The 13011-nt window shown below is 73.2% G+C and carries 11 protein-coding genes; all 11 read left to right on the top strand.

The window, feature by feature from the left end:
- Positions 1-112 precede the first annotated feature (112 nt).
- Positions 113-1129, top strand: coding sequence for a heat-inducible transcriptional repressor HrcA (gene hrcA, locus DEJ48_RS26255; RefSeq protein ID WP_150184061.1), 1017 nt, complete (start codon positions 113-115; stop codon positions 1127-1129).
- Positions 1130-2269, top strand: coding sequence for a molecular chaperone DnaJ (dnaJ, locus tag DEJ48_RS26260; protein ID WP_150218705.1), 1140 nt, complete (start codon positions 1130-1132; stop codon positions 2267-2269).
- A 271-nt stretch (positions 2270-2540) separates the two neighbouring features.
- Complete coding sequence (locus DEJ48_RS26265; RefSeq protein WP_150218706.1) at positions 2541-3620, top strand: nitronate monooxygenase; 1080 nt, start codon at positions 2541-2543, stop codon at positions 3618-3620.
- Positions 3617-4360, top strand: a complete 744-nt coding sequence (locus tag DEJ48_RS26270; RefSeq protein WP_150218707.1) for a 16S rRNA (uracil(1498)-N(3))-methyltransferase — start codon at positions 3617-3619, stop codon at positions 4358-4360. The genes DEJ48_RS26265 and DEJ48_RS26270 overlap by 4 nt, the downstream gene beginning before the upstream one ends.
- A gap of 21 nt (positions 4361-4381) precedes the next feature.
- Positions 4382-4774, top strand: a complete 393-nt coding sequence (locus DEJ48_RS26275) for a VOC family protein (protein ID WP_150218708.1) — start codon at positions 4382-4384, stop codon at positions 4772-4774.
- A 54-nt stretch (positions 4775-4828) separates the two neighbouring features.
- On the top strand, positions 4829-5446 hold the full coding sequence (locus tag DEJ48_RS26280) for a hypothetical protein (RefSeq protein ID WP_150218709.1): 618 nt from the start codon (positions 4829-4831) through the stop codon (positions 5444-5446).
- A gap of 45 nt (positions 5447-5491) precedes the next feature.
- Entirely contained in the window at positions 5492-8749 is a 3258-nt protein-coding gene (locus tag DEJ48_RS26285; RefSeq protein ID WP_190537593.1) for a S41 family peptidase, read from the top strand.
- A 551-nt stretch (positions 8750-9300) separates the two neighbouring features.
- Positions 9301-9654, top strand: a complete 354-nt coding sequence (locus tag DEJ48_RS26290) for a histidine triad nucleotide-binding protein (RefSeq protein ID WP_150218711.1) — start codon at positions 9301-9303, stop codon at positions 9652-9654.
- A gap of 15 nt (positions 9655-9669) precedes the next feature.
- Positions 9670-10575, top strand: a complete 906-nt coding sequence (locus DEJ48_RS26295) for a ribonuclease Z (protein ID WP_150218712.1) — start codon at positions 9670-9672, stop codon at positions 10573-10575.
- A 31-nt stretch (positions 10576-10606) separates the two neighbouring features.
- Positions 10607-11608 carry an adenosine deaminase gene (locus DEJ48_RS26300; protein ID WP_150218713.1) on the top strand — a complete coding sequence of 334 codons (1002 nt, stop codon included), beginning with the start codon at positions 10607-10609 and terminating at the stop codon, positions 11606-11608.
- A gap of 184 nt (positions 11609-11792) precedes the next feature.
- Positions 11793-12980 carry a macrolide family glycosyltransferase gene (locus DEJ48_RS26305; RefSeq protein ID WP_223832207.1) on the top strand — a complete coding sequence of 396 codons (1188 nt, stop codon included), beginning with the start codon at positions 11793-11795 and terminating at the stop codon, positions 12978-12980.
- Positions 12981-13011 lie beyond the last annotated feature (31 nt).

Genomic DNA, 13011 nt, shown 5'->3' on the forward strand with positions numbered 1-13011 from the left:
TTTGAAGTGCTGGCACTCGCCCGCGGGGAGTGCCAGGCGAGGGGGCTCGGGGGATGCCGGGGCCCGTCGTGAACGACGTCGTGAACGACGGAGACAGCTGGAGGTGTGCGCGATGCTCAGTGAACGCAGGCTCGAAGTGCTGCGCGCCATCGTCCATGACTACGTGGGGACGGAGGAGCCCGTCGGCTCCAAGGCGCTCACCGAGCGGCACCGTCTGGGGGTCTCCCCGGCCACCGTCCGCAACGACATGGCGGTGCTGGAGGAGGAAGGGTTCATCGCCCAGCCGCACACCAGCGCGGGGCGCATCCCCACCGACAAGGGCTACCGCCTCTTCGTCGACAAACTCGCGGGCGTCAAGCCGATGACCGCGCCCGAGCGGCGCGCCATCCAGAACTTCCTCGACGGCGCAGTCGACCTCGACGACGTCGTGGGGCGCACGGTGCGGCTGCTCGCGCAGCTCACCCGGCAGGTCGCCGTCGTGCAGTACCCGTCGCTCACCCGCTCGACGGTGCGGCACGTGGAGCTGCTCTCGCTGGCCCCCGCCCGGCTGATGCTCGTACTGATCACGGACACGGGCCGGGTCGAGCAGCGCATGATCGACTGCCCCGCGCCGTTCGGCGAGACCGCGCTCGCGGACCTGCGGGCCCGGTTGAACAGCAGGGTCGCGGGGCGGCGCTTCGCGGATGTGCCACAGTTGGTGCAGGACCTGCCCGAGGCCTTCGAGGCCGAGGACCGCGGCACCGTCGCGACGGTCCTGTCCACCCTCCTCGAGACGCTCGTGGAGGAGACGGAGGAGCGGCTGATGATCGGCGGCACCGCCAATCTCACCCGCTTCGGACATGACTTTCCCCTCACCATCCGGCCCGTTCTCGAAGCCCTCGAGGAGCAGGTCGTGCTCCTCAAGTTGCTTGGGGAAGTGCAGGATTCGGGCATGGCCGTACGGATCGGTCATGAGAACGCCCATGAGGGGCTCAGCTCCACGTCCGTGGTCTCGGTCGGCTACGGTTCGGGCAGCGAGGCAGTCGCCAAACTCGGCGTGGTCGGACCGACCCGCATGGACTATCCGGGAACGATGGGAGCAGTACGCGCAGTGGCACGTTACGTCGGACAGATCCTGGCGGAGTCGTAAGTGGCCACGGACTACTACGCCGTACTCGGCGTGCGCCGCGACGCTTCCCAGGACGAGATCAAGAAGGCCTTCCGGAGGCTGGCTCGTGAGCTTCACCCGGATGTGAATCCGGACCCGAAGACTCAGGAGCGCTTCAAGGAGATCAACGCCGCGTACGAGGTGTTGTCGGACCCGCAGAAGAAGCAGGTCTACGACCTCGGCGGAGACCCGCTGTCCCAGGCGGGCGGCGGCGGAGGCGCGGGTGGCTTCGGCGCCGGCGGCTTCGGCAACTTCTCCGACATCATGGACGCGTTCTTCGGGACGGCGTCGCAGCGCGGACCGCGCTCGCGCACGCGTCGCGGCCAGGACGCCATGATCCGCCTGGAGATCGACCTCGACGAGGCCGCCTTCGGGACCACCAAGGACATCCAGGTCGACACGGCTGTCGTCTGTACGACCTGCAGCGGTGAGGGTGCCGCGCCCGGCACCTCCGCCCAGACGTGTGACATGTGCCGCGGTCGCGGTGAGGTGTCGCAGGTCACGCGGTCCTTCCTCGGGCAGGTCATGACCTCCCGGCCCTGCCCGCAGTGCCAGGGCTTCGGCACGGTCGTGCCGACGCCGTGCCCGGAGTGCGCGGGCGACGGACGGATCCGCTCGCGTCGGACGCTGACGGTGAAGATCCCCGCCGGTGTCGACAACGGCACGCGGATCCAGCTCGCGGGCGAGGGCGAGGTCGGGCCCGGCGGCGGCCCCGCCGGTGACCTGTACGTCGAGATCCACGAGCTGCCGCACGCCGTGTTCCAGCGGCGCGGCGACGATCTGCACTGCACGGTGACGATCCCGATGACCGCGGCGGCCCTCGGCACGAAGGTGCCGCTGGAGACGCTCGACGGCCTGGAGGAGATCGACATCCGGCCCGGCACGCAGTCGGGGCAGTCCGTTCCGCTGCACGGGCGCGGCATCACGCATCTGCGGGGCGGTGGTCGCGGTGACCTCATCGTGCACGTCGAGGTCCTGACGCCGACGAAGCTCGACCCCGAGCAGGAGCGGTTGCTGCGGGAACTGGCGAAGGCGCGCGGCGAGGAGCGGCCCACGGGGCAGTTCCAGCCGGGGCAGCAGGGGCTGTTCTCGCGCCTCAAGGACGCGTTCAACGGGCGGTAGCGCCTTGAGCGGTGTTTCCCCGGCCCCCGGCGACGGCTCTGACCGTCGCCGGGGGCTTTGTCTTCGCCTGCGGCTGCGTGGGGGCTGGTCGCGCAGTTCCCCGCGCCCCTAAAACCCCCCCGTCCCGCGCCCCTTCAGGGGCGCGGGGAACTGCGCGACCAGCCCGGGACGGGCCGCGGCCGCCGGTGCGGGGGAAGGGGCAGACGGGTGGCGCACACCGGCGCGGGGTGCGCGATTCGGCGGGAGAAGAGGACCGTGGCACGATGCCGTCATGTCCTCCGCGCTGACCGAGCTCTGTCGTCTCCCGATCGTGCAGGCCCCCATGGCAGGCGGTGCCTCCGGGCCCGCACTGGCCGGGGCCGTCGCCGAGGCCGGAGGGCTCGGGTTCCTCGCCGCCGGGTACAAGACCGCCGACGGGATGTACCAGGAGATCAAACAGTTGCGAGGGCTCACCTCGCGCCCCTTCGGCGTCAACCTGTTCATGCCGCAGCCCGACACCGCGGACGCCGCGGCCGTCGAGGTGTACCGCAACCAGCTCGCCGGCGAGGCCACCTGGTACGAGACGGAGCTCGGCGACCCGGACAGCGGACGCGACGACGGGTACGACGCCAAGCTCGCGATCCTGCTCGACGACCCCGTGCCGCTCGTCTCGTTCACCTTCGGCTGCCCCACCCGTGACGTCCTCGACGCCTTCGCCCGCGTCAACACCCTGACCGTCGTCACCGTCACCACCGCGGAGGAGGCCCAGACCGCCCAGTGGGCCGGCGCCGACGCCGTGTGCGTGCAGGGCATCGAGGCGGGCGGGCACCAGGGCACCCACAAGGACAACCCGGAAACCGACGGGGCCGGGATCGGGCTGCTCTCCCTCATCACGCAGGTGCGTGAGACCGTGCAGATCCCGATCGTCGCCGCCGGCGGGCTCATGCGCGGCGCACAGATCGCCGCCGTACTCGCCGCGGGCGCCGACGCCGCACAGCTCGGCACGGCCTTCCTCGTCACCCCCGAGTCGGGTGCGAACCCGCTGCACAAGCAGGCCATGACCAACCCGCTCTTCGTGCGGACCGAGCTGACCCGGGCGTTCTCCGGGCGCCCCGCGCGCGGCCTCGTCAACCGCTTCATGCGGGAGCACGGCCCGTACGCCCCCGCCGCCTACCCGCAGGTCCACCACCTCACCGGCGCCGTGCGCAAGGCCGCGGCGAAGGCCGGGGACGCGCAGGCCATGGCGCTCTGGGCCGGGCAGGGCCACCGGCTCGCCCGCGAACTGCCCGCAGGACAGCTCGTCGAGGTCCTCGCCGCCGAACTGGCCGAGGCGAAGGCGAAGGTCGCGTCGGATGCGGAGGGTGCCGCGTGACCGCCCCGGTTTTCGTCGTCGACCACTTCGACGCGGGCGGCGGCGGGCGCTACGTGCTCGACGGGCCCGAGGGGCGGCACGCCGTCTCCGTGAAGCGGCTGCGCGCCGGTGAGGACGTCGTCCTGACCGACGGCGCCGGGCGCTGGGCGGAGTGCGTGGTCGTGGACACCGAGGGCAAGGACCGGCTGATCGTCCACATGGACTCCGTGGCCGACGAGCCCGAGGAGTCGCCCCGTATCACCGTCGTCCAGGCCCTGCCCAAGGGCGACCGCGGCGAACTCGCCGTGGAGACGATGACGGAGACCGGCGTCGACGCCGTCGTGCCGTGGACCGCGTCGCGCTGCATCACGCAGTGGAAGGGCGAGCGCGGCCTCAAGGCCCTCGCCAAGTGGCGGGCCACCGCGCGTGAGGCGGGCAAGCAGTCGCGCCGGGTCCGCTTCCCCGAGGTAGCCGACGCCGCGTCGACGAAGCAGGTCGCAGCGCTCCTCGCGGACGCCGACTTCGCGGCCGTCCTGCACGAGGAGGGCAGCAGCGATCCGCTGGCCACGGCGGAACTCCCCGCGGCCGGGCACATCGTGCTGGTGGTCGGGCCCGAAGGGGGCGTCTCCCCGGAGGAGCTCGCGGTGTTCGCCGAGTCGGGCGCGAAGCCGTACCGGCTCGGGCGTAGCGTGTTGCGCACGTCGACCGCCGGGACCGCGGCGACGGCGCTCCTCCTCGGACGCACCGGCCGCTGGTCCTGACCGAACCCCACGGGGGATGCGTTGGAACTCGCCCAGGTGCGTCTGCTCGTCGCGGACTTCCCCGCCTGTTACCGCTTCTACGGCGAAGTGCTGGGCCTCAAGCCCCAGTCGGGCGCCCAGGACGGACCGTACGAGAAGTTCAGTCCCGCCGTCGGCTCGGCGGGCATCGCGTTGCAGGACCGGGCGATGATGGCGGGGCTGCTCGGTGAGCTCGCCGACGCGGCGACCGGGCACCGCTCGCTGGTGGTGCTCAGGGTCGACGACCTGGACGCGTACTGCGCGGACATCGTCGGACGCGGGGCCGTCCTCGCGCACGGGCCCGCGCCCGTGACCGAACGCATGCGGGTGGCCTACCTCAAGGATCCCGAGGGGAACCTGGTGGAGTTGCAGGAGTGGCTTCTGCTGCGCACCTGAGCATGGCCGCATGCGGTCTACCGGACCGGCGTCCGCGGTGGCACTCTGCCGCCTATGGGGGCATTGAGGCGGTTACGCGGCCGGGTGTCGGGGACACGGCGTAGGACGATCCTGTACGCCGTCGGGCTCGCCGGCGCCGCCGCGCTGGGAGTCACCGCGTGCGATCCCGTGAACGGCGGGATGAACACCTCCGCGGTCGCGCTCACCGTGGACGAGATGGGGACCAAGGAGCTGGAGCGGCAGGGTGCCGACGTGTCCTGGCTCAGCTGCACCGCGAGCTTCAAGGACAAGGTCACACCGAGCGGCGCCTCCGGCGAGACGGAGTCCGTGATCGAGGTGGACTGCCAGGGCGAGACCGACGACGGCACGGACATCAGCGTCAAGGGCCGGGTGAGTTCCGTCGTCGACGGGGCCTGCGTACGCGGCAACCTCACCGCCAAGGTCGGCGGCAAGCAGTGGTTCCGCGTCGACGTCCTCGGCAACTGCGACGCGGGTGACGGCAACGGCAACGGCGGCGGGAACGGTGACGGCGGGAACGACGGGGGCGACCAGCCGTCCACCCCGCCCACCCACCAGGAGCCCGACCCCGCGCCCACCTCCACCGTCACCGTGACCGTCACCGCGGACCCGCCCCCGCCCGAGCCGACCTGCGACTGCCTGCCCGGGAAATGATCGTCCCCCTGACGGCCCGCCCGGAGCCTGCCTAGGCTGGTCGGTGTGACAGAGGCAGCGCACCGCGCATATCTCCGGTTCCCGCACATCCACGGCGAGTTGCTCGCGTTCGCGGCAGAGGACGACGTCTGGGTCGCGCCCCTCGACGGGGGCCGGGCCTGGCGGGTCAGCGCCGACAACATGCCCGTGAACCATCCCCGCATATCCCCGGACGGCACGACCGTCGCCTGGACCTCCACGCGCGACGGAGCCCCCGAGGTGCACATCGCGCCCGTCGACGGCGGCCCCTCCAAGAGGCTGACGCACTGGGGGAGTTGGCGTACCTCCGTGCGCGGGTGGACGCCCGACGGGCAGGTCCTCGCCATCAGCACGGCGGGCCAGGCCTCCCTGCGCCGCAGCTGGGCGCGGGCCGTGCCGCTCGACGGCGGCCCCGCCGCCACCCTGCCGTACGGACCCGTCGGCGACGCCGCCCACGGCCCCGACGGGCAGGTCCTGCTGCTCTCCGCGCCGATGGGGCGTGAGGCCGCCTGGTGGAAGCGGTACCGCGGCGGCACTGCGGGCAAGCTGTGGATCCGGCGCACCGACGGGGACGGCGTGGCCCCCGGTGACGGCACGGCCCCCGCCGGTGGAGAGTCGCGCTTCGTACGCGTCCACGAAGAGCTCGACGGCAACATCGAGTACCCGCTCGTCGTCGGCGAGCGCATCGCCTTCCTCTCCGACCACGAAGGCGTCGGCGCCCTCTACTCCTCCCTGCCCGACGGCTCCGACCTGCGCCGCCACACCCCGCTCGACGGCTTCTACGCGCGCCACGCGGCCACCGACGGCACCCGCGTCGTCTACGTGTCCGCGGGTGAACTCTGGCTCCTCGACGACCTGTTCGACGCCGAGCCCCGCCGCGTCGACCTGCGCCTCGGCGGCCAGCGCACCGACCTGCAGCCGCACCCCGTGAGCGCCGCCCGCTGGTTCGGGGCCGCCGCCCCCGACCACACCGGACGCGGCAGCGCCGTCTCCGTGCGCGGCTCCGTCCACTGGGTCACGCACCGCGAGGGCCCCGCCCGCGCGCTCGCCGCCGAGCACGGGGTGCGCGCCCGGCTGCCGCGTACGTTCCGGGTGCAGGGCGAGGAACACGTCGTATGGGTCACGGACGCGGAGGGCGACGAGGCCCTGGAGTTCGCGCCCGCCACCGGCTCCGCGCCCGGCGCCACCCCGCGCAGACTCGCCGCGGGACAGCTCGGGCGGGTCCTCGGGCTCGCCGTCGCCCCCGACGGTTCCCGCGCCGCCGTCGCCTCGCACGACGGACGCGTGCTGCTCGTCGAGCGGGAGAGCGGCGAGGTGCGCGAGGTGGACCGCAGTGAGGACGGCGAGGCCACCGGGCTCGTCTTCTCGCCCGACTCCGCCTGGCTCGCCTGGTCGCACCCCGGCCCCAGCCCGCTGCGGCAGTTGAAGCTCGCCAACACCGCCGACCTGTCGGTGGCCGAGGCGACCCCGTTGCGTTTCCGCGACTACGCGCCCGCGTTCACCCTTGACGGCAAGCACCTCGCGTTCCTCTCCGCCCGCTCCTTCGACCCGGTCTACGACGCGCACGTCTTCGACCTCGCGTTCGTCGGCGGCTCCCGGCCGCACCTGATCACGCTCGCCGCGACCACGCCGTCCCCCTTCGGGCCGCAGCGGCACGGCAGGCCCTTCGAGGCGCAGGACGGCGCCGAGACCCCCGACAGCGAGGGCGCGCCCGTCACCCGCATCGACTTCGACGGGCTCGCCGACCGCATCGTGCCGTTCCCCGTCGAGGCCGCCCGCTACAGCACGCTGCGGGCCGCGAAGGACGGTCTGCTGTGGCTGCGCCACCCGGTGCGCGGCGTCCTCGGCGCCTCCCGCGCCACCCCGCACGACCCGGACCCCAGGACCGAGCTGGAGCGGTACGACTTCGCGGACCGCCGCGTCGAGGAACTCGCCGCGGACGCCGACCACTTCGCGGTCACCGGCGACGGCAAGCGGATCCTGCTGTGGACCGACGGCAAGCTGAAGGTCGTCCCCAGCGACCGGCGCGCCTCCGGCGACGAGGACAGCGCGTCGAACATCACCGTCGACCTCACCCGCATCCGGCACACCGTCGACCCGGCGGCCGAGTGGCGCCAGATGTACGACGAGACGGGCCGCCTCATGCGGGACAACTTCTGGCGGCCCGACATGGGCGGCGTCGACTGGGACGCCGTACTGGAGCGCTACCGCCCCGTCCTCGACCGCGTCGCCACCCACGACGACCTCGTCGACCTGCTGTGGGAGGTGCACGGCGAACTCGGCACCTCGCACGCCTACGTCACCCCGCGCGGCGGTGGGGGCGGGGCGCACCGGCAGGGACTCCTCGGCGCGGACCTCGCGCGCGGCGAGGACGGCCTGTGGCGCATCGACCGGATCCTGCCCTCGGAGACGTCCGACCCGGACGCGCGGTCGCCGCTGGCCGCGCCCGGCGTCGCGGTCCGTCCCGGTGACGCGGTCATCGAGGTGAACGGCATGCCCGTCGACCCGGTGGCCGGGCCGGGGCCGCTGCTCGTCGGCACCGCGGGCAAGGCCGTCGAGCTGACGGTCTCGCCGTCCGGCGGCGGTGACGCCCGGCACGCCGTGGTGGTCCCCGTCGACGACGAGGAACCGCTGCGCTACCACGCCTGGGTCGCCGACCGGCGGGCGTACGTCCACGAGCACTCGGGCGGCCGTCTCGGCTACCTCCACGTGCCCGACATGCAGGCGCCCGGCTGGGCGCAGATCCACCGCGACCTGCGCGTCGAGGTCGCCCGCGAGGGACTGGTCGTGGACGTCAGGGAGAACCGCGGCGGGCACACCTCGCAGCTCGTCGTGGAGAAGCTGGCGCGCCGCGTCGTCGGCTGGGACCTGCCCCGCGGCTCCCGCGCGCTCAGCTATCCGGCGGACGCGCCGCGCGGTCCGGTCGTCGCCGTCGCCAACGAGTTCTCCGGCTCCGACGGCGACATCGTCAACGCCGCGATCAGGGCGCTCGGCATCGGGCCCGTGGTGGGCACCCGCACGTGGGGCGGCGTCATCGGCATCGACAGCCGCTACCACCTGGTCGACGGGACGCTGGTGACGCAGCCGAAGTACGCGTTCTGGCTGGAGGGCGAGGGCTGGGGCGTCGAGAACCACGGCGTCGAACCGGACGTCGAGGTGGTCACCACCCCGGACGACCACGCGGCGGGCCGCGACCCGCAGTTGGACGAGGCGATCCGCATCGCACTGGCCGCCCTGACGGAGAACCCGGCGAAGACGCCCCCGGAGCTGCCGGGCACGGAGTGACACGACCAGACGACCGCACCCGGCGGCCGTGCTCCGGCGGCCGGGCCGCGGCCGTCCCACCCCGTGGCCGCGCCCCGGCGGTCGGGCCCGGCGACTTCGTTGAGGTGGCGGTGCCTCGACGCCGTGCCTTGGCGGCCGTGCCCCGGCGATCCCGCCCGGTGGCCGTGCCCCGGCGGTCTCACCCCGGCGGCTGGGCCGCGACGCCATGCCTTGGCGGCCGTGCTCCGGCGATCCCGCCCGGTGGCCGTGCTCCGGCGGTCTCGCCCCGGCGGCTGGGCCGCGACGCCATGCCTTGGCGGCCGTGCCCCGGCGATCCCGCCCGGCGGCCGTGCCCCGGCGATCCCGCCCGGCGGCCGTGCCCCGGCGATCCCGCCCGGCGGCCGTGCCCCGGCGGTCTCGCCCCGGCGGCTGGGCCGCGACGCCGTGCTTTGGCGGCCGTGCTCCGGCGATCCCGCCCGGTGGCCGTGCCCCGGCGACCTCGCCCGGGCCCCGTGGCGCCGGGCCGATAGCATGCGAAGCGTACTGATCTTCACTGACCCAGGAGGCGGCCCATGGCGGGCGAAGCGCAAAGCGACTGCCTGTTCTGCAAGATCGTCGCGGGTGAGGTGCCGGCGACCGTCGTCCGGGAGACCGAGACGACCGTGGCCTTCCGTGACATCAACCCGCAGGCGCCGACCCACGTCCTGGTGATCCCCAAGGCGCACTACCCGGACGCCGCGTCGCTCGCCGCCGCCGAGCCGGCGATCGCCGCGGACGTGCTGCGGGAGGCGGGCGAGGTCGCCGCCGAGGAGAAGGCCGACAGCTACCGCATCGTCTTCAACACCGGGTCCGGCGCGGGCCAGACCGTCTGGCACGCGCACGCGCACGTCCTGGGAGGCCGCGGCCTCCAGTGGCCCCCCGGATAGCGGGGACCGTCCTCCTTGTCCGCACGTGAACTGGTGGTGCTCGGCACCGCCAGCCAGGTCCCCACCCGGCACCGCAACCACAACGGCTACGTCCTGCTCTGGGACGGCCAGGGCATCATGTTCGACCCCGGCGAGGGCACGCAGCGCCAGATGCTGCGCGCCGGGGTCGCCGCCCACGACCTGCACCGGATCTGCGTCACGCACTTCCACGGCGACCACTCGCTGGGCCTTGCCGGGGTGATCCAGCGCATCAACCTCGACCGGGTCCCGCACCCCGTCACCGCCCACTACCCGGCGTCGGGACAGCGCTTCTTCGACCGGCTGCGGTACGCGACGGCCTACCGCGAGACCGTGCGGCTCACCGAGGCGCCGGTGGCCGCGGACGGCCCCCTGGACGTCACGCCCGCGTACACCCTCGACGCGATGAAGCTCTCCCATCCCGTCGAGTCGTACGGCTACCGCCTCACCGAGCCCGACGGGCGCCGGATGCTGCCGGAGCGCCTCGCCGAGCACGGCATCGGCGGGCCCGACGTCGGCCGGCTCCAGAAGGAGGGCAGCCTGCGCGGCGTGACCCTCGAAGAGGTCAGCGAGGTGCGGCGCGGACAGCGGTTCGCCTTCATCATGGACACCCGGCTCTGCGACGGCGTGCACGCCCTCGCCGAGGGCTGCGACATGCTCGTCATCGAGTCGACGTTCCTCGATGAAGATGAGCAACTCGCCGTCGATCACGGCCACTTGACTGCCGGGCAGGCTGCCCGCGTCGCCGTCGACGCGGGCGTCCGCCACCTCGTCCTCACCCACTTCAGCCAGCGCTACCCCGACCCGAGCCTGTACGAACAGCAGGCCCGCGCCGCCGGATTCGACGGCGAACTCACCGTCGCCCGCGACCTGTCGCGCGTACCCCTCCCCAAGCGAACCTGAGCCCCCGAGCGAACCTGAGCGAGACCGCACCATGCCGATCCCCAAGGCCGAACTCCACCTCCACATCGAAGGCACCCTCGAACCCGAGCTCGCCTTCGCGCTCGCCGCACGCAACGGCGTTGAACTGCCCTACGCCGACACCGAAGAGCTCCGCGAGGCCTACCTCTTCGACGACCTCCAGACCTTCCTCAACCTCTACTACCGGCTCATGGCCGTGCTGCGCACCGAGGCCGACTTCGAGGAGCTCGCGGACGCCTACCTCGCCCGCGCCGCCGCACAGGGCGTCCGGCACGCCGAGATCTTCTTCGACCCGCAGGCCCACACCGCGCGCGGCGTCCCCATCGGCACCGTCGTCGAGGGGCTCGCCCGCGCCCTGGACCGCAGCGAGGAACGGCACGGCGTCTCCACGCGCCTGATCATGTGCTTCCTGCGCGACCAGTCCGCCGAGTCCGCGATGCGGACGCTGGAGGCCGCCGAGCCGTACCTCCACCGCATCATCGGCATCGGCCTGGACTCCGCCGAGGTCGGCCACCCGCCGGCCAAGTTCAAGAAGGTGTACGAGGCCGCCGCCGCCCGCGGCCTACGGCTCGTCGCCCACGCGGGGGAGGAGGGCCCGCCCGCGTACATCACGGAGGCCCTCGACGTCCTGCGCGTCGAGCGCGTCGACCACGGACTGCGCTGCGTGGAGGACCCGGCACTGGTGGAGCGCCTGGTCCGCGACCGCGTCCCGCTCACGCTCTGCCCGCTCTCCAACGTCCGGCTGCGCACCATCGACGTCCTGGAGGACCACCCGCTGCCGCGGATGCTGGACGCGGGCCTCATGTGCACGGTCAACTCCGACGACCCCGCCTACTTCGGCGGGTACGCCGACGACAACTTCCACGCCGTGCGCGAGGCCCTCGGCCTCGACCCGGAGCGGCTGCGCACGCTCGCCCGCAACTCCTTCCTGGCGAGCTTCCTCGACCGGGACGCGGCGGACGAGGCACTGCGGGCGAAGTACCTCGCCGAGGTCGACGCCTATGCCTTCGACTGATATTCGTTCGACTGATCGCCGGGTGCCGGGCTAGGGTCCCCGGCATGGACTCCATCGCGCAGATCTACGGCTGACACGGCCCCAGCAGGCCCCCGCCCGTCCGGACAGGACCGTGGCGGCGGGCCGCCGTGTCCACATCCGCACCGCCGCGGATCCGTAGCTCTCCGTTCCTGGAGGAACACCCATGCCTCGTCGGCTCTCCCGCCGCCCTGCCCACATCGCCATGGTCGGCGTCCCGATGGTCAGCCACGTGCTGCCCGGTCTCGAAGTCATCCGTGAACTGGTGGCGCGCGGCCACCGCGTGACGTACGCCAACGACCCCGCGACCGCCGGGCTCATCGAGCCCACCGGCGCCGAACTCGTCGCGTACGAGTCCACGCTCCCGTTCCGCGACAACATCTGGCCCGACGACCCGATCGAGGCCAGTTCGCTCTTCCTCGACGACGCGATGGCGGTGCTCCCGCAGCTCCGCGCGGCGTACGACGACGACCCCGCGGACCTGTACCTGTACGACATCGGCGCGTACGTCGCCCGTGCGCTCGCCGAGACGCAGGGACGGCCGCTCGTCCAGCTGTCGCCCACCTTCGTGGCGTGGGGCAGCTATCAGGAGGACGTCGGCGCGCATCTCGCCCGACTCCCGGGCGCCGACGCCCTGGAGGCCCGCTTCAAGGAGTGGCTCGCCGGGTGCGGGGCCACCACGCTGGACGTCGCGGAGTTCTCCGGGGTGCCGCCGCGCGCCCTCGCCACCGTGCCGCGGGCCATGCAGCCGCACGCGGACACCGTCGACGCCACGCGGGTCGACTTCGTCGGGCCCTGCCTCGGCGACCGCGCCGCGCGGGAGAGCTGGGTGCGGCCCTCGGACGCCGAGAAGGTGCTCCTGGTCTCGCTCGGCTCGGCGTACACCGTGCAGCCGGAGTTCTACCGGCAGTGCGTGGCAGCCTTCGGGGACCTGCCGGGGTGGCACGTCGTGCTGCAGATCGGCAGGCACGTGGATCCCGCGGAGCTGGGCGACGGCCTGCCCGGCAACGTCGAAGTCCGTTCCTGGGTACCTCAGTTGGCCGTCCTGGAGCAGGCCGACGCCTTCGTCACGCATGCCGGGATGGGCAGCAGTGGCGAGGGTCTCCACGCCGGTGTGCCGATGATCGCCGTGCCGCAGGGCGCGGAGCAGCCGATGAACGCGGACCGGCTGGTGGAGCTCGGTGTCGCGCGGCGCGTCGACACGCCGGAGGCGACGGGTGAGGTGCTGCGGACCGCGCTTCTGGAGCTGACCTCGGACCCCGAGGTCGCGCGCAGGTGCGCCGAGTTGAGGGAGCAGGTGCGCGCGGAGGGCGGCGCGGCACGCGCGGCCGATCTGATCGAGGCCGAGCTCTAGCCCTCCGGGTGCGCCATTGACGCTCGACGTT

Origin of the sequence: Streptomyces venezuelae (genome assembly GCF_008642315.1) — a bacterium.
Classification (GTDB): domain Bacteria; phylum Actinomycetota; class Actinomycetes; order Streptomycetales; family Streptomycetaceae; genus Streptomyces; species Streptomyces venezuelae_D.

What these genes read in the sequence shown, in the direction of transcription:
- hrcA (WP_150184061.1), top strand. Translation starts at nt 113, where the DNA reads ATGCTCAGTGAACGCAGGCTCGAAGTGCTGCGCGCCATCGTCCATGAC.
- DEJ48_RS26265 (WP_150218706.1), top strand. Translation starts at nt 2,541, where the DNA reads ATGTCCTCCGCGCTGACCGAGCTCTGTCGTCTCCCGATCGTGCAGGCC.
- DEJ48_RS26280 (WP_150218709.1), top strand. Translation starts at nt 4,829, where the DNA reads ATGGGGGCATTGAGGCGGTTACGCGGCCGGGTGTCGGGGACACGGCGT.
- DEJ48_RS26290 (WP_150218711.1), top strand. Translation starts at nt 9,301, where the DNA reads ATGGCGGGCGAAGCGCAAAGCGACTGCCTGTTCTGCAAGATCGTCGCG.
- DEJ48_RS26300 (WP_150218713.1), top strand. Translation starts at nt 10,607, where the DNA reads ATGCCGATCCCCAAGGCCGAACTCCACCTCCACATCGAAGGCACCCTC.
- DEJ48_RS26305 (WP_223832207.1), top strand. Translation starts at nt 11,793, where the DNA reads ATGCCTCGTCGGCTCTCCCGCCGCCCTGCCCACATCGCCATGGTCGGC.